This window comes from Marinobacter aromaticivorans (assembly GCF_002806975.1).
Lineage (GTDB): Bacteria > Pseudomonadota > Gammaproteobacteria > Pseudomonadales > Oleiphilaceae > Marinobacter > Marinobacter aromaticivorans.
In genome coordinates, this window is the sequence record NZ_NIHD01000003.1 from 233,018 (window position 1) to 250,193 (window position 17,176).

The window sequence follows — 17,176 nt, forward strand, 5'->3', positions numbered from 1 at the left end:
CCTGAATGTCTCTGGAAGGCAAGACAGCACTGGTAACCGGTGCTACCCGTGGAATCGGGAAAGCAATAGCGCTGGCGCTCGCCGAACAGGGCGCACTGGTGGTGGGCACTGCCACCAGCGCAGATGGTGCAGCGACGATTACAGACAATCTCAAGGCTGCTGGCGCAAACGGGTATGGCATTGTGATGAATGTCGCCGACCCTGAAAGTATCGAGGCCGGTCTCAAAGAGATAGCCGAAAAATCCGGCGCACCGGTGATTCTTGTCAATAACGCGGGTATAACCCGTGACAACCTTTTGATGCGCCTTAAGGATGATGATTGGGCGTCGGTGCTCGAAACCAACCTCTCAAGCGTGTACCGTACAAGCAAAGCTGTTATACGGGGGATGGCCAAGGCACGTTGGGGGCGCATTATTAATGTCAGTTCTGTGGTTGCCAGTATGGGCAACCCGGGCCAGGCCAACTATTGTGCGGCGAAGGCGGGTGTGGAAGGCTTTACCCGCAGCCTTGCGAAAGAAATGTCGAATCGTGGCATCACAGCCAACTGTGTTGCGCCCGGCTTTATCGACACAGATATGACAAAAAAACTGGACGACAAGCAACGTGAGGCTATGCTGGAAATCATACCCGCGGGTCGTCTGGGGCAGCCGGAAGAAGTGGCGGCTATTGTCGCTTTTCTGGCTTCGGATGTTGCCGGTTATGTGACTGGAGAGACCATTCACGTAAACGGCGGAATGTACATGGGATAAGCTCCGGTTTCGGAGCTTGTACGCAACCCCCCGCCGCACAACATGTTTGACCGGATCCCTGCTTGTTTGCAGGTGGGGTTTACACTAAACTTGCAGCACTTGAGTTGCTTGGTTAATACACAAAGTGAGGACATTATGAGTACAGTTGAAGAGCGCGTGAAGAAGATCGTTTGTGAACAGTTGGGCGTGAAGGAGTCCGAAGTTCAGAACTCTTCTTCTTTTGTAGAGGATCTTGGCGCTGACTCACTGGACACCGTTGAGCTGGTCATGGCGCTGGAAGAAGAATTTGAAACTGAAATTCCGGATGAAGAAGCCGAGAAGCTTGCCAGTGTTCAGGACGCGATCGACTACATTGTCGCGCATACCTGATACTCCAAGTTCAAGTTAGCCAGGCAAAAAGCCGTCCTTGCCATTCAGTGAAGGACGGCTTTTTTATTGTCCGGAAACTGCCCGCGTGTCTGGCGGGATCGCTGTCAATGAAAGAAAAAAGATCAGGTGAGCAGGGTTATGAGCAAAAGACGGGTTGTTATCACCGGCATGGGAATGTTGTCGCCTTTGGGCAATGATGTTGCATCTTCCTGGGACGGGATCCTGGCGGGTCGCAGCGGGATCGGTATGATTGACCGGTTCGATGCGTCGGAATACAACACCCGGATTGGTGGCGCCATCAAAGGCCTTGATCTGGAATCTTACCTTTCGACGAAAGAAGCCAGAAAGCTGGATGCGTTTATCCATTACGGGTTGATCGCAGCGCAACAGGCGTTGAATGACAGTGGTCTGGCTGAATTCGATGAGCTGGACCACGAACGTGCCGGTATTGCTATTGGTTCCGGGATTGGCGGGCTCGAATACATCGAGAAAAGTGTGCTCACGATGGACAAATCCGGCCCACGCAAAGTGTCGCCGTTCTTTGTTCCTGCATCGATAATTAACATGATTTCGGGCAATGCCGCCATCCGTTTTGGTTTCCGGGGGCCCAACATTGCCATTGTGACTGCCTGCACAACCGGCACCCATAACATTGGTTACGCCGCCCGCACCATTGCCTACGGGGACGCGGATGTCATGCTCGCCGGCGGTTCCGAGATGGCGACAACCCGCGTTAGCATTGCGGCGTTTTCCTCTGCCAAAGCACTTTCAACCCGTAACGACGAACCACAGAAGGCCAGTCGCCCATGGGACAAAGACCGGGATGGTTTTGTTCTCAGTGACGGCGCGGGCGTTGTTGTGCTCGAAGAACTGGAACATGCCAGAAAACGTGGCGCAACCATATACGGTGAGTTGATCGGGTTTGGTATGAGCGATGATGCCCATCATATTACAGCCCCACCTGAGGATGGCGACGGCGCCGCACGATCCATGAGCAATGCACTGCGGGACGCCGGGCTGAAACCGGAAGACGTTGATTACATCAATGCCCACGGGACCTCGACGCAGGTCGGTGATGTGGCAGAAGTTGCAGCTACCAGGCGGGTGTTTGGTGGCCACGCGAGCCAACTGGCTATGAGCAGCACCAAATCCATGACCGGGCATCTGCTGGGTGCAGCAGGCGCAGTTGAAGCCATTTTTTCACTGCTTGCCATACGTGATGGCGTGCTGCCACCCACCATCAATCTGGACAATCCCGATGAAGGCTGTGATCTGGACCTGGTGCCCAATACCTGCCGCAAATCCGATGTACGCGTAGCCCTGTCCAACTCCTTCGGCTTTGGTGGAACCAACGGCACGCTGATTATGCGCCGTTACGAAGGCTGAGGCGCCGTGTTCGGTCTGTATTGGGCTGATGAAGGGGGCCTGCCCGCGGGTGACCGGGGTGCCGCATACGGTGACGGGCTGTTCGAGACGATCCGAATGCATGGCGACCGGGGGGTGTTGCTGTCGCGTCACCTGGAGCGCATGGTTCGTGACGCTGGCAGGCTCAGCATTCCCCTGGCCAATGCAGATCTTCGCAAAGCCTGCACTGCAGCAATTGCGCGCTACAGTGGCCGTTTTACCGGGCAGGAGAGCGACCGTGGCTGGGTGCTGAAATTAACGCTCACGCGCGGAGAGGGTGGTCGTGGCTATCAGCCGGGGCCGGGCATCCGGCCAAACCTGATTGCATCTGCCAGCCCTTTGCCCGCCCCACCTCCAGGTTCCGGTGTTTTTGCTGATTTTTCCCGCGTGCCCCTGACGGTTAATCCGCTTTTTGCCGGCATCAAATCGCTCAATCGCCTGGAGCAGGTTATGGCTGCCAGAGAGATTGAGGACGACCTGTTCGAGGTACTCATGTCTGACACCAACGGTGATCTGATTGAAGGCACCCGCACCAACCTGCTTCTGAAAGTGCGCGAAGGCTGGATAACGCCGCCAGTCAAGGTGCTTGCTGTAGCCGGCATACTGCGCCAATGGCTACTGGAAAGGCTCAGGGCAAGGGGCGAGTCGGTTATGGAGTGCGCTTTGAGTATCGAGGATGTTATGGGGGAGCGGTGTCAGGGGCTCTATCTTCTGAACAGTGTCATGGGCGTGGTTCCCGTGCGTCGTCTTGCCGGCCAGGATTTGCCTGCAGATGATGGACTTGCGACAATCTTTAATCCTCTCGAACTGCTGGAATAATTCGTTTGTTCAAGAAACTGTTAATTGCAGGTGTTTGTGCTGCCGTGCTGGTGGTGGCTGGTACGGGTTTGTGGGTCTGGCAGGGGCTGGAGTCGCTGTCAAAGCCGGTTCCTCTGGCTGAGCCGGTACTGTTTGATGTACCCGCTGGCACGGCATTCAATGATGTTGCCAGAAAACTGGCTGAGCATGGACTGGTTGAGAAAAGTTTCTGGGTGCGGGTGTACGCCCGGCTGTTTCCGGATGTGGCGAGAATCAAGGCAGGAGAGTATGAGTTTACTGACGGTATGAGCGCGGAAGCCATGCTCGATAAAATGGTGGCAGGGGATACCAAACACTGGTCGGTTCAGTTTATTGAAGGCTGGACCTTCAAGGATATGCGCGCCGCACTGGCAGCCACCGAGCGTCTTGAGAAGGTTACTACGGACTGGTCGGATGCGCAGATTATGGAGGCCGTTGGTGCCGGGGGCGAGCATCCGGAAGGACGTTTTTTCCCGGATACATACCTTTTTACCAGCAGCGAGTCGGATCTGGATCTGCTGCAGCGTTCGTTCCGGCGCATGGAAACCGTTCTGGCTGAAGAATGGGAAAATCGCGAGCAAGGGCTGCCATACGATAACGCCTACGAGGCGCTGATTATGGCCTCCATTGTAGAGCGGGAAACCGGAGCTCCCCACGAGCGGGAGCAGGTGGCGGGCGTGTTTGTGCGGCGTTTGCAAAAAGGCATGCGGCTGCAGACGGATCCCACTGTGATTTACGGCATGGGCGACAAGTACAAGGGCCGCATAGGCAGCCGGGACTTGCGCACCCACACACCATACAACACCTACCGTATTGACGGATTGCCGCCCACGCCAATCGCTTTGCCTGGCCGCGAGGCCATACATGCGTCCCTTCACCCTGGCTCTGGCAAGGCTCTGTATTTTGTAGCCCGCGGTGACGGTACCCACAAGTTTTCCAACACGCTGGCGGAGCATCAGGAAGCCGTGCGGGCATTTCAGCTTAACCGCCGGTCGGACTACCGGTCTTCACCAGCACCTGTGATGGATGAAAAGCAATGACGGTTCGCGGTCAGTTTATTACCTTCGAGGGAACCGAAGGCGTGGGCAAATCCACGCAGATTGCCAATGCGGCTGACACCCTCAGGGAGCTGGGGGTCGATTGCATTGTTACCCGTGAGCCCGGGGGCACACCCATGGCCGAGGCGATCCGGGAGCTGCTTCTGGCCCCGCGCAATGAGCCGGTGAATGATCTCACCGAGTTACTTCTGATGTTCGCAGCCCGCGCGCAACACCTGCACACGCTGATTCTTCCTGCCCTCGAGAGGGGGCGATGGGTGTTATGTGATCGCTTCACCGATGCGACCTTCGCCTATCAGGGGGGAGGGCGTGGCATGCCGGGTGAAAAAATTGCGTTGCTGGAAAATCTGGTTCAGGGCGATGTGCGTCCGGATCATGTGGTGTTACTGGATGCACCGGTGGAAACCGGAATGGCCCGGGCCCGCCATCGGGGCGAGCTTGATCGCTTTGAACAGGAAGCGGTGTCCTTCTTCCAGCGTATCCGTGAGACCTATCTGGCTCGCGCCGCTGCCGACCCTGATCGCTATGCTATTGTGGATGCGTCAGCATCATTGGAGCAGGTCAGTGCCAGGGTCAGTGAGCTTATGTGCAAATTCCAGTCACATCTGCTTTAATTGATTAATATTCTCAATTACAGGTTCCGGTCGCGCCTATGCTTGATGCCCGATTACTCAAGCTTCCAACTGCCGCTCACCAGCACCGCCATGAACACCATCAGATTGTGGTGGGCATTCAGGGTGAAGCTGACCTGAATGTTGACGGAACCGGTTCCCACCTGAACACATGGAAAGCGTGCCTGGTCCCTACAGAAGCCCGGCACGATTATTGTGGCGATTATCAGAATCACGTTCTGGTGATCAACGTTGACCCTTCCAACCCTGCAGTTTCCACCCCCGCCCACGCCGACTACGAAAAGATGGTGAGGATTTTTGAAAAGCCCCGCACACTCCAGATGGACAGTCGCTTGCAGGGGCTGGTTCAGTTTGCTGCCGGCGAATTCGACCGCTCCCCGGGCAACCTTGCACTGCATGGCCACCTCGCGGCCAGTATTTTGCACTGCATGGCAGACCGGCTGGTTGACCGGAAGGTTGCGACGCCAAACCGGCATAGTCTCTGCCCGAGTGCCATGCAACGCTACATACGCGCCAATCTGCACCGGAAGGTGACGGTCCAGGAACTGGCCAGTGAGGCTTGCCTGAGTGTGAGCCGTTTTCACGAGGTTTTCCGCGAGGTGCTGGGAACCACACCGCACCAGTATCTGCTGCAGACCCGGCTCAATCAGGCCATAACCCTTTTGGCCTCAACGTCCCTTTCTGTATCTGAAATCAGTTACCGTGTCGGGTTTTCCTCGCAGAGTGCATTAACCAATGCACTGCGCAAGCATAAGGGGATTACCCCTGCAAAACTGAAAGCCAGTGATAATCTCGCCTGATCAGATCCGAATCAGCGCCACTCCGTAGAATTCCGTAAAAGAATCGTAGGATTTTGTAAGCCGTGTATACGTAGTAATACTAGGCTTGTCGTGTCAATTTCCTTCCTGTCGAACCTGTAACTGTTACGGTCGCAAATTCGGGATACTTAACTATAGTTAAGGTCGGGCGCGCAATACGCCGGCAAGCTCGGGTTCGCAGGGACCGTATAAACAAGAAAAACGGCTCAGTAAACTGGCATCAGTGCCATGCCTGAGCTTTACGGGTGGGTACCGCCCACTCATTAAACCGGAGGAGCCTTATGGCTATTGGTGTTTGGATCAGTCTATTTGCTTACTTTGCGCTCATGATCGCCATCGGCGTTTATGCCATGCGCGAAGCATCTGCCACAGCTGAAGATTACATGCTTGGTGGACGAGGGCTCAGTCCAAAGGTTGCGGCTTTGTCTGCAGGTGCTTCGGACATGAGCGGGTGGTTGCTGCTGGGTCTCCCGGGGGCGATGTATGTGTCGGGCCTGGCCTCGGCCTGGATTGGCATCGGCCTGTTCGTAGGCGCTTTCATTAACTGGATCATCGTTGCGCCGCGGTTACGTGCTCAAACCGTTCATTACGGCAACGCTCTGACCATACCGGCTTTTCTGGCTAACCGCTTTCCCACCCAGGCGCTGCCACTGAGAACCGTGTCGGCCATTGTTATCGTGCTGTTTTTTGCGGTTTACACGGCCTCCGGCCTGGTAGCGGGCGGCAAGCTGTTTGAAAGTGCGTTTGCGGGCATTTTCAACTTTGGCGGCTTGAGTGATTATGCGGTAGGCATTGTCATTACCCTGGGCGTTGTATTGGCCTATACCGTTGTTGGCGGGTTCCTGGCGGTTAGCATGACGGACTTTGTTCAGGGGTGCATCATGATGGTCGCACTTGTCCTCATGCCCGCGGTTGTGCTTTTCGGTGAAGGCGGTGGTGGCTTCGCCCAGGCAACACAGACATTGAACGAGGTTGATCCGACACTGCTTTCCTGGACAGAAGGGTTGACCATCATAGGCTGGCTTTCAGCGGTTACCTGGGGGCTTGGCTATTTCGGTCAGCCACACATCATCGTCCGTTTCATGGCAATCCGCACGGTGAAAGAGGTTCCGGTTGCCCGTAACATTGGCATGTCCTGGATGGCGATTTCGCTGATTGGTGCCATCGGCCTGGGTATCTTCGGCCGGGCCTACGCAGTTCGCAACGGCATGCAAGTGGACGATCCCGAAACCATCTTCATCATCCTCGCAGACCTGCTGTTCCACCCGCTGATCACAGGGTTCCTGTATGCCGCTCTTCTGGCTGCGATAATGAGTACCATTTCCAGCCAGTTGCTGGTGTCGTCGGCGTCCCTGACCGAGGACTTTTACCGCTTATTCCTGCGTAAGGAAGCAGGTGACCGTGAGTGTGTGAACGTTGGCCGCGTATGCGTCATTGTGGTTGGTCTGGTTGCTGCCGTCATTGCCTCCGACCCTGACTCACAGGTTCTGGGATTGGTAAGTAACGCCTGGGCTGGCTTTGGCTCGGCCTTTGGCCCCGTCATCATTCTGGGGCTGATGTGGTCACGCACTAATGGTGCAGGCGCGTTGGCAGGTCTTATTGTTGGTGCCGCCACTGTAATGATCTGGATCTCTCTGGGCTGGAATGGCGAGTTCATGGGAGGACCTGGCGTTTATGAGATCATTCCCGGCTTTGTTGCCTCTTTCATTGCCATCCTCGTGGTAAGTCTTGCCACGTCCGATGCCAATGAATATCAGGCAGTCGAACACAGCTAAGGCAGGAGCGAATAACGTTCGATATTGAAAAGGGCTCCTGCGGGAGCTCTTTTGCGTTGGTGCGACTGCGTTTATCGCACTGGTAGAGACAGCGTAGTGCAACTATCTTTAGAGGGTTACACTTCAATGTGTGAGCTAAAACAACGATAAAAAGGAGCCACTCCATGAGCAAGAACAGAGTTATCAAATGCGCCTCGGGGCTGCTTGCAGCTGCCCTGGTTTCTCTTTCCGGCGGGGTTCAGGCGGAAGGCAATTATGTGATGGGTACTGCCACTACGGGAGGAACCTATTATCCCGTGGGTGTTGCCATTTCAACGCTGATTAAAGTGAAACTCGAGCCCTCTACCAATATATCGGTATCGGCCATCAGTTCCGCGGGTTCTGGTGAGAACCTGAAGCTGATGGACGAAGACCAGATACAGTTCGGCATTCTCCAGGGGCTTTATGGGGCTTATGCCTGGAATGGAACAGGGCCGGTTCCCAAGGCCTATAAGAACCTGCGTTCGGTTTCCATGCTGTGGCAGAACGTGGAGCATTTTGTTGTCACCAAAAAAGTCGCAAAAACCGGCACAATCGAAGATATGAAGAACCTGTATGGCGAGAGCTTTTCCATCGGCGCCAGAAACTCAGGCACCGAAGGCTCCGGCCGCTTTATTCTGGGCAAGGTCGGTATCGATCTGGAAAAGGTCAACCTCGTGTACCAGGGCTACGGACCCAGTGCCGATGCCCTGCAAAATGGCAATATCGATGGCATGAACATACCAGCGGGGGTGCCTGCGGCTGCGGTAACAAGAGCCTATGCCAACATGGGTGACAGTATTACCACACTGGACTTTACCCCTGAACAGGTTGCCCAGGTTAACAGCGACTTCGAGTTGTGGACGCCTTATACCATCCCTGCAGGCACCTATCCCCAGCAGACAGAGGATATCAATACCATTGCACAGCCAAATATTCTGGCCGTACGTAATGATGTCCCGGAGAACGATGTTTACGAGATCACCAAAACCATCTACGAAAACCTGCCGTTCCTGAACAACATACATCCGGCAACCAAAGCAATGGCGCTTGAAAAAGCGATTGCCGGCTTGCCAATGCCACTTCACCCCGGGGCTGCGCGCTTCTATAAGGAGCAGGGGCTGGATATTCCCGAGCGGCTGCTCGCGCAGTAATTGTGACGGATAATATCCCGGGCGAACCTGCCACCAGGGTTCGCGATGAGAGCGTCGGCGAGGCCAGTGAACGCCTGGAGCACCGGTTGATCGGGCCGGTGGTCTTCTGGCTCGCCGTTGGCACCGCTCTGGTCCATCTATATTTCAACACGGTTTCCACTTTGTCGGAGCTGTGGAGTTCAGCCCTTCATTTCGGCCTTTTCGGTCTGATCTGCACGCTGACCACTCCCATGCTCAGGGCCCGCTCAACGGCGGGCCAAAGGATGGTTCTCGGCGTTGATGCAATACTGGGGCTTACCGCGCTTGCCTGTGCTTTCTATCTGATTGTCTTCGAGGATGACCTGTACCAGCGTGGGTTCAACTTCGATACGGGTGACTGGGTTGTTTCGATCGTGGCAGTGGCGCTGGTACTGGAGCTGGCCCGCCGCACTGTGGGCTGGTTTATCCCGGTCCTTTGTGTGGTTGCACTGACCTATGTGGCCTGGTGGGGCCAGTATGTTGACGGCATTTTCAATTTCCCGGGGCTTTCCTGGGAAACGGTGCTTTATCGCTCGTATATTGGCGGCCAAGGGATGCTGGGGTCCATTGCCCGTATTTCCTGGACCTACGTGTTCATGTTTATCCTGTTCGGGGCATTCCTGGTGAAGTCGGGGGCAGGAGATTTCATCATTGAGTTGGCGCGCTGCGCCGCCGGGCGGTTTGTAGGTGGCCCCGGGTTTGTGGCGGTACTCGCCTCGGGTTTGATGGGGTCGGTCTCCGGTTCCAGCGTTGCCAATACGGTTTCCACCGGTGTGATCACCATTCCACTGATGCGCAAGGCCGGCTTCCCGGCACGGTTTGCCGCTGGCGTTGAAGCGGCAGCGTCCACCGGTGGCCAGTTGATGCCGCCAGTGATGGGGGCGGGTGCGTTTATCATGGCCTCCTATACCCAGGTCTCCTACCTCACCATCATTGGGGTTGCCGCACTGCCGGCCCTTCTCTATTTCATATCGGTGGGGATGTTTGTGCGTATCGAGGCCAAACGCAGCCATGCCGTCAAACTGGAAGACGATACAGCACCCACACTGGGGGAAGTCCTCAAAGGCGGCTGGCATTTTCTGTTACCACTGGTGGTGCTTGTGGCTGCGCTTGTCTATGGGTTTACGCCAACGTACGCAGCGGGGATAGCCATCCTGTCGGTTATTGTGGCGTCCTGGCTGTCGAAAAAACCGATGGGGCTTCGGGATATCCTGGATGCCCTGGCGATGGGCACACGGAACATTACAACCACCGCAATCCTGCTGATTACCGTCGGCCTCATTGTGATGGTTGTTTCCACCACGGGCATTGGCAACACATTTTCGCTGATGATTACCGATTGGGCCGGTGGAAGCCTGCTGATCACCATCCTGCTGGTTGCGCTGGCCTCGCTGATTCTGGGCATGGGGCTGCCTGTAACGGCGGCTTATATTGTGCTTGCCACACTCTCGGCACCGGCGATATATAATCTGATCGCCCAAAGCCAGCTGGTGGACCTGATGGTAAACGGCAATCTGCCGGATCAGGCCAAAGCCATTTTCATGCTGGCGGCCCCCGACAAACTGTCGTTGCTGGACGGGCCCATGGATGTGGCAAGCGCTCAGCAGATGCTCTCTCTGGTGCCGGACACCTTCAGCAGCCAGCTCCTGGAGCAGGCATTATCGCCTGCGTCACTTTCCATGTTGCTGGTGGCCGCGCACATGATCATCTTCTGGTTGTCCCAGGATTCGAACGTGACCCCGCCCGTTTGCCTGACTGCCTTTGCGGCGGCGGCAATCGCGGGGACACCCCAGATGCGCACCGGGTTTACTGCCTGGAAGCTGGCCAAGGGCCTGTATATAGTGCCGCTTCTTTTCGCATACTCACCGTTGATTACCGGAGATTTCACCGAAATGATCCGGGTGTTCTGTTTCGCCCTCTTTGGCATTTACGCAATCATTGCGGGCCTTGAAGGCTATCTTGAGCACAAACTCAATGTGCTGGTACGGCTGTTGATGTTTCCTCTCGGCGCCCTGATGCTGTGGCCCCATGGGCAGATACTGGTGGATGGTGCAGGGCTGGTTATTTTTTTCGCTGTTCTGGTCTGGAGCAGCCGTCGCGGAAAACGCCCCGCTGGCAATCCAGAACTGTCGGGCACAGCATGACAGCTTTTGAAGTAATAGCATTGCTGGCGCTCGGCGGTATAGCCGGGTTCATTAACGTACTTTCGGCAGGCGGCTCAATGCTGACCCTGCCATTGTTGATGTTTATGGGCTTGCCGCCACAGGTTGCGAACGGTACTAACCGGGTTGCAATCATTCTGCAGAGTACAACCGCCGTGGCCGGTTTCAGGCGCCTGGGACACGGCAACCTTCGGGTCAGTGTGCACCTGGCGGTGCCGGCAGTTCTGGGTTCGCTGCTGGGTGCCTGGATAGCGACCTGGGTGGCAGATGCGATATTCGAGCTGGTATTGATCATCGCCATGATCGGTGCGTCCGTATTCATGCTGTTGCCTCAGCCCAGGCTGGATACCAGCCCGCTGACTCCGGACCGGCTTGGCCCGGTGATTTACATCGCCATGTTTCTGATTGGCGTATACGGTGGTTTTATTCAGGTGGGTGTGGGCGCACTTTTTATCGTGGTTTTGTACCGCATGCTGCGTATAGATCTGCGGCAGGTCAATGTGTTCAAGGTGTCGATCATTCTGTTGTATACGATACCGGCATTATTGATTTTTGCCGTTAACGGCCAGGTTCGCTGGGGCATGGGGCTGATTCTCGCGGTTGGCAACATCACGGGCGCATTTGTTGCTGTAAAGGTGAATCTGAGTGAAAAGGGCGCGCAGTGGGTTAAATGGACTACCCTCGTTATGGCCGGAGCGATACTGATCCGGCTGGTAATATATTGATTGGACTATGGAAACTGGAGAGGAACTGTAATGAAAGCAATGGTCATTGAAAAGTATGGGGGCCCTGAGGTTTTCGTGGAACGGGAGGTAAAGACTCCGGAACCCGCTGCCGGGCAGGTGCGGATCAGGGTAGTGGCCTCCAGCGTTAATCCCATTGAAACCAAAATTCGTTCAGGGCTGGTGAAAGCCGGCCCGGATATGCCTGCGATCCTGAATGGTGATGTGGCGGGCGTTGTGGACAAGCTGGGGCCGGGTGTTACTTCTTTTTCCGAGGGCGACGAGGTATTCGGCTGCCCCGGCGGCACCAAAGGCTGGCAGGGGGCGCTGGCAGACTACATGGTTGCAGACGTTCGTTTGCTGGCAAAACGCACACCGTCCATGGGGCTGCCTCTGGTTGAGTGTGCGGCCTTACCCCTGGTTTTTCTCACTGCCTGGTCGGCTCTGGTTGAACGAGCCAATATTCAGTCCGGTGAACATGTGCTGATTCATGCCGGCACGGGAGGCGTGGGGCATGTTGCAATCCAGATTGCGAAGCATCTGGGTGCCCGCGTCGCGACTACGGTATCCACCCCTGAAAAAGCGGAACTGGCAAGACAACTGGGGGCAGACAATATTATTTTTTACCGTGATGAAACCGTTGATGCCTACAAACAACGGCTGACCAGCGGGCTGGGCTTCAGTCTGGTTTTTGACACGGTAGGAGGAGAAAACCTTGACCGGTCTATTGAGGCGACAGCCATTTCAGGCCGGCTCTGCTCCATCAACACCCGCTCGACACATGATCTGAGCCAGATGCATGCCAAGGGTTTGTCCCTGCATGTGATTTTTCGCGCAATCACGTTACTGCACGGTATCGGCATGGATGATCAGCCACGCCTGATCGCAGAAATGACCCGGATGCTGGAGCAGGGGGTAGTGCGGCCATTGCTGGATCGCGAACGTTATTCCTTTGCCCGGGTAGCCGATGCCCATCGGCGTCTCGAATCGGGCCTGGCCGTTGGTAAAATTCTTCTGGAGCGATAACAAACGCAGGGTTGCTTTTCTCTAACAAAAAAAACGCCAACCCGGGGGTTGGCGTTTTGCTGGAGTTAAACCTTTAAAGCCAGTGCTTACGCGACGCTCGCTTCAGCTGCTTTGCTGGTGTAGTTCTCCATCTGGTCGAAGTTCAGGTACTTGTAGATCTCCGCCGACATGCTGTTCAGATCCTTGGCGTACTCCATGTACTCCTGTGGAGTGGGGAGTTTGCCCAGAATCGCACCCACAGCCGCCAGCTCCGCAGAGGTGAGGTACACGTTGGCACCATCGCCCAGGCGGTTCGGGAAGTTACGGGTAGAGGTGGACAGCACGGTAGACTTGGGCGCTACACGTGCCTGGTTACCCATGCACAGGGAGCAGCCCGGCATTTCGGTGCGCACACCGGCGGTGCCGTAGATGTTGAAGTAACCTTCTTCCATCAGTTGCGCCTGGTCCATCTTGGTGGGGGGGGACATCCACAGACGGGTGCTAAGGTTGCCCTTGTGCTGCTCAAGCAGTTTGCCGGCGGCACGGAAGTGACCAATGTTGGTCATGCAGGAACCGATGAACACTTCGTCTACCTTGTCGCCCGCCACTTCGGACAGGAATCTGGCATCGTCCGGATCGTTCGGGCAGCAAACGATCGGCTCTTTGATATCGGCCAGGTCAATTTCGATGACATGTGCGTACTCTGCGTCTTTGTCAGCACGCATCAGCTTCGGATCCGCCAGCCAGGCTTCCATCTGCTGGGCACGACGCTCGAGAGTACGGGCATCGCCGTAGCCTTCAGCAATCATCCAGCGCAGCATGGTGATGTTGGAGCGCAGGTACTCGGCAACCGAGTCTTCTGACAGGTTGATGGTACAACCGGCTGCAGAACGCTCCGCAGAGGCGTCTGACAGCTCAAACGCCTGCTCAACTGTCAGGTGCTCAAGGCCTTCGATTTCAAGAATGCGACCGGAGAACTCGTTGATCTTGCCTTTCTTCTCAACGGTCAGCAGACCCTGCTTGATGCCGTACAGCGGGATGGCGTGTACCAGATCGCGCAGGGTAATTCCCGGCTGCATGTCGCCTTTGAAACGAACCAGGACCGACTCTGGCATATCCAGTGGCATAACACCGGTAGCCGCAGCAAAGGCAACCAGACCGGAACCGGCCGGGAAGGAGATGCCCATGGGGAAGCGGGTGTGGGAGTCACCGCCGGTGCCGACAGTATCCGGCAGCAGCATGCGGTTCAGCCAGGAGTGGATGATGCCGTCGCCCGGACGCAGGGAAACGCCGCCACGGTTGCGGATAAAGTCCGGCATGGTGTGCTGCATTTCAACGTCAACCGGCTTGGGGTAAGCCGCCGTGTGACAGAAAGACTGCATAACCAGATCCGCCTGGAAGCCCAGGCAAGCCAGGTCTTTAAGCTCGTCACGGGTCATCGGGCCGGTGGTGTCCTGGGAACCAACAGTCGTCATGTGTGGCTCACAGTAAGTGCCCGGGCGAACGCCCTGGCCTTCTTCCAGTCCGCAAGCCTTGCCAACCATCTTCTGGGCCAGGGTGAAGCCCTTGTCGCCGGCTTCCGGATCTTCCGGCAGACGGAACAGATCAGTGGCGCCCAGGCCCAGAGCAGTACGTGCCTTGGCAGTCAAACCACGACCGATGATCAGGGGGATACGACCGCCGGCCTGAACTTCGTCCAGAATAACGTCAGACTTGAACTCGAACTCGGAGATAACCTCACCGGCTTCGTTCAGGATTTTGCCTTCGTAGGGGCGGATTTCGATCACGTCGCCCATGTTCATGTTGTCGACAGGCGCTTCGAATACCAGAGCGCCGGCGTCTTCCATGGTGTTGAAGAAGATGGGGGCAACCTTGTTGCCGATACACACACCACCGGCACGCTTGTTGGGTACGCCCGGGATGTCCTCACCGAAGAACCACAGCACCGAGTTGGTGGCAGACTTACGGGAAGACCCGGTACCTACAACGTCACCAACAAATGCTACAGGCAGGCCTTTGGATTTGATTTCATCAATCTGGCTCATGGGGCCGGTTACGCCGGGCTCGTCCGGCTTCAGGCCGTCGCGTTCCATTTTATAGGCGGCGCGGGCGTGCAGCGGGATGTCCGGGCGGGACCATGCATCCGGAGCCGGTGACAGGTCGTCTGTATTGGTTTCGCCGGTCACCTTGAACACCACCATCCTGGTGCTTTCAGGAACCTTGTCTTTCTTGGTGAACCACTCGGCATTGGCCCAGGATTCGACAACAGATCTGGCCACGGCATTGCCGGCGTCCATCTTTTCTTTAACGTCGTTGAAGGCGTCAAACATCAGCAGCGTGTGCTTCAGCTGTTCACCCGCCAGCTCTGCCAGATCGCTGTCGTCGAGCAGATCAACCAGGGTCTCAATGTTGTAGCCGCCCTGCATCATGCCCAGCAGTTGCACGGCTTTGGGCTTGTCCAGCAGGGGAGATTCGGCTTCGCCTTTAACAATGGCGGTCAGGAAAGCCGCTTTCACGTAGGCGGCTTCGTCCACACCCGGCGGGATACGGTTTTCCAGCAGGTCAACCAGAGTTTCTTCTTCGCCTGCGGGCGGGTTTTTCAGCAATTCAACCAGAGCTGCAGTTTGCTCGGCGTTCAGTGGCTTGGGGGGAATATTCAGAGCCGCACGTTCTGCAACGTGTTCACGGTAGGCTTCTAGCACTATTTGGACCCTCATCAGTTGGTATGTCCCGCGCTGTGGCAATGCGCCCGGCGGGAGTTTTTTGGCGGAAAGACGTTAAGTTGGCGCTGCATTCTATAGGAAACCCCTTATAAAGTTAAGTTGGACAGAGGTCGGAGAAATCTGTTAGCCGCGTTATACTCGCGCCTCAATTTGATTCACGATGCCACTCGCCATGAACCAGAACCCCGACTCCGTTGCCCAGTCCCTGCAGGAGATCCATGATTTTCTTCCCTGCGCTACGCCGCAGCAGTGGATTGATAATGCGCTGGCCAATCAGGACCTGATGTTGATTGACCACGCCCACTGCGAGAAAAAAGCCGCTTCAACCGCACTTAGCCTGATGTACCGCTACGTTGACAACAGCGACCTGCTGAACAAAATGTCCCGTCTGGCCAGGGAAGAGTTGCGCCATTTCGAACAGGTACTGGCCATTATCGACAAGCGCGGCGTTGATTACTGCCACCTTACCCCTGCGCGCTATGCCGCGGGTTTACGCAAAGAGGTTCGCACGGAAGACCCCGGGCGCCTTGTGGACGTGTTGGTGGTGGGAGCCATCATCGAAGCGCGCTCCTGCGAGCGCTTTGCGGCGCTGGTTCCGTTTCTGGATCAGGAGCTGGCGGATTTCTACAGCAGTCTGCTGAAATCCGAGGCGCGCCATTACCGGGATTATCTGGCACTGGCGGAACAAGCCAACCAAGGACCTGTTACGGAGCGGGTTGCCGAGTTTATGGCAATCGAACAGAAGCTTGTTCTGGAGCCGGATACTGAGTTCCGATTCCACAGCGGGCCGGTGGCCTGAGCACTCATTTGAGCGCCCGGCACAGGCCGATCCAGGCATCAATCCCGGCACTCCGGTATTTCTGCTTGTGCAGAATGAAATAGAACTGCCGCTCGAAGCTCCGGTTTTCCGGGGTTTTCAGCGGCACCAGGCTGCCGCGTTTGAAGGCGTCCGCAAGCACCACCTCTGACAGGCACCCTATGCCCAGGCCAGCTTCAACCGCCCGTTTGATGGCTTCGGTGTGTTCCAGTTCCAGCAGTACGTTCATATCCGGCAGCAGGCCATGCATGCCGCGCTCAAAACTTTGCCGGGTTCCCGAACCCTGTTCCCGCATAATCCAGGTGGCGTTACGAAGGTCGTCGTCTGACAGCTCGCCTTTCTCCGCCAATGGGTGTTCGGGAGAGCAGAACACTCTCAACTGGTCGCCACGCCAGGGCAGAACCTCCAGTTCGGACGATTGCAGCTCGCCTTCTATAAGACCGATGTCCAGTTCAAAATCCCTGACCCGGCGGACAATGGTGCTCGTATTGGCAACTTCAAGGGAAACTCTGGGCCGGGTAGGGGTATTCATGTATTGGGCCATAACGCCAACGGCCAGATAGTTACCTATGGTTAAGGTGGCTCCGACTTTCAGGGCGCCCACTTCGGAATGTTTGCTGAAGGCCTGTTCCAGCTCGGTAGCCTGAGCAAGAACAGCCTCTACCTTGGGTCTGTAGAGTCGGCCGAGCTCGTTCAGTTGCAGGCGTTTGCCAACCCGGTCGAAGAGCTGGATGTCAAACTGGTTTTCCAGTTCCTTGAGAGCACTGCTTGCGGCAGACTGGGACATGGCCAGGGATTCCGCTGCACGGGTGATGTTCTGAAAGTGCGCAGCTGCCAGAAAAACTTCGAGTTGCCTGAAACTGTACTTCATAACAAAATGCTCTAAATCGATGCAGCCGAATAGGGTTATGTGAA

Annotated in this window: 15 protein-coding genes; 13 read left to right on the forward strand and 2 right to left on the reverse strand. The window is 56.2% G+C overall.

Annotated elements, in window-relative coordinates; translation table 11 throughout:
- The first annotated feature begins 5 nt into the window (after positions 1-5).
- The 12 genes from fabG to CDH48_RS06285 all read left to right on the forward strand — a co-directional run bounded on the left by fabG (position 6) and on the right by CDH48_RS06285 (position 12,742).
- Positions 6-749, forward strand: coding sequence for a 3-oxoacyl-ACP reductase FabG (fabG, locus tag CDH48_RS06230; protein WP_100687870.1), 744 nt, complete (start codon positions 6-8; stop codon positions 747-749).
- 135 nt (positions 750-884) lie between these two features.
- Positions 885-1,118, forward strand: coding sequence for an acyl carrier protein (gene acpP / locus CDH48_RS06235; protein WP_012136033.1), 234 nt, complete (start codon positions 885-887; stop codon positions 1,116-1,118).
- A gap of 138 nt (positions 1,119-1,256) precedes the next feature.
- Positions 1,257-2,504 (forward strand): beta-ketoacyl-ACP synthase II, encoded by a 1,248-nt coding sequence (fabF, locus tag CDH48_RS06240; protein ID WP_100687871.1) that lies wholly within the window; start codon positions 1,257-1,259, stop codon positions 2,502-2,504.
- Between the two features lie 6 nt (positions 2,505-2,510).
- Complete coding sequence (locus CDH48_RS06245) at positions 2,511-3,341, forward strand: aminotransferase class IV (RefSeq protein ID WP_100687872.1); 831 nt, start codon at positions 2,511-2,513, stop codon at positions 3,339-3,341.
- Between the two features lie 5 nt (positions 3,342-3,346).
- A complete protein-coding gene (gene mltG / locus CDH48_RS06250; protein WP_188437622.1) occupies positions 3,347-4,399 on the forward strand; it encodes an endolytic transglycosylase MltG in 1,053 nt (350 codons plus the stop codon).
- Positions 4,396-5,031: a dTMP kinase gene (tmk, locus tag CDH48_RS06255; protein WP_100687874.1), complete on the forward strand. Its 636-nt coding sequence runs from the start codon at positions 4,396-4,398 to the stop codon at positions 5,029-5,031. The genes mltG and tmk overlap by 4 nt, the downstream gene beginning before the upstream one ends.
- A gap of 38 nt (positions 5,032-5,069) precedes the next feature.
- On the forward strand, positions 5,070-5,849 hold the full coding sequence (locus CDH48_RS06260) for an AraC family transcriptional regulator (protein WP_100687875.1): 780 nt from the start codon (positions 5,070-5,072) through the stop codon (positions 5,847-5,849).
- A 299-nt stretch (positions 5,850-6,148) separates the two neighbouring features.
- The gene (gene putP, locus CDH48_RS06265) at positions 6,149-7,642 is read left to right on the forward strand and encodes a sodium/proline symporter PutP (RefSeq protein ID WP_100687876.1); all 1,494 of its coding nucleotides are present in this window, start codon (positions 6,149-6,151) and stop codon (positions 7,640-7,642) included.
- Between the two features lie 164 nt (positions 7,643-7,806).
- Positions 7,807-8,814 (forward strand): TAXI family TRAP transporter solute-binding subunit, encoded by a 1,008-nt coding sequence (locus tag CDH48_RS06270; RefSeq protein WP_100687877.1) that lies wholly within the window; start codon positions 7,807-7,809, stop codon positions 8,812-8,814.
- 2 nt (positions 8,815-8,816) lie between these two features.
- On the forward strand, positions 8,817-10,976 hold the full coding sequence (locus CDH48_RS06275; RefSeq protein ID WP_198515476.1) for a TRAP transporter permease: 2,160 nt from the start codon (positions 8,817-8,819) through the stop codon (positions 10,974-10,976).
- Positions 10,973-11,719: a sulfite exporter TauE/SafE family protein gene (locus tag CDH48_RS06280; protein WP_100687878.1), complete on the forward strand. Its 747-nt coding sequence runs from the start codon at positions 10,973-10,975 to the stop codon at positions 11,717-11,719. The genes CDH48_RS06275 and CDH48_RS06280 overlap by 4 nt, the downstream gene beginning before the upstream one ends.
- Positions 11,720-11,749: 30 nt before the next feature.
- On the forward strand, positions 11,750-12,742 hold the full coding sequence (locus CDH48_RS06285; RefSeq protein WP_100687879.1) for a zinc-dependent alcohol dehydrogenase family protein: 993 nt from the start codon (positions 11,750-11,752) through the stop codon (positions 12,740-12,742).
- A gap of 86 nt (positions 12,743-12,828) precedes the next feature.
- Here the strand turns inward: CDH48_RS06285 and CDH48_RS06290 are convergent, their stop codons facing one another.
- Positions 12,829-15,423 (reverse strand): bifunctional aconitate hydratase 2/2-methylisocitrate dehydratase, encoded by a 2,595-nt coding sequence (locus CDH48_RS06290; RefSeq protein WP_100687880.1) that lies wholly within the window; start codon positions 15,421-15,423, stop codon positions 12,829-12,831.
- Positions 15,424-15,616: 193 nt separating this feature from the next.
- Between CDH48_RS06290 and miaE the strand changes: the two genes are divergently transcribed.
- Entirely contained in the window at positions 15,617-16,243 is a 627-nt protein-coding gene (gene miaE, locus CDH48_RS06295; protein ID WP_100687881.1) for a tRNA-(ms[2]io[6]A)-hydroxylase, read from the forward strand.
- A gap of 4 nt (positions 16,244-16,247) precedes the next feature.
- Here miaE and CDH48_RS06300 read toward each other — a convergent pair whose 3' ends face one another.
- A complete protein-coding gene (locus tag CDH48_RS06300) occupies positions 16,248-17,132 on the reverse strand; it encodes a LysR substrate-binding domain-containing protein (RefSeq protein WP_100688097.1) in 885 nt (294 codons plus the stop codon).
- Between the last annotated feature and the right edge of the window lie 44 nt (positions 17,133-17,176).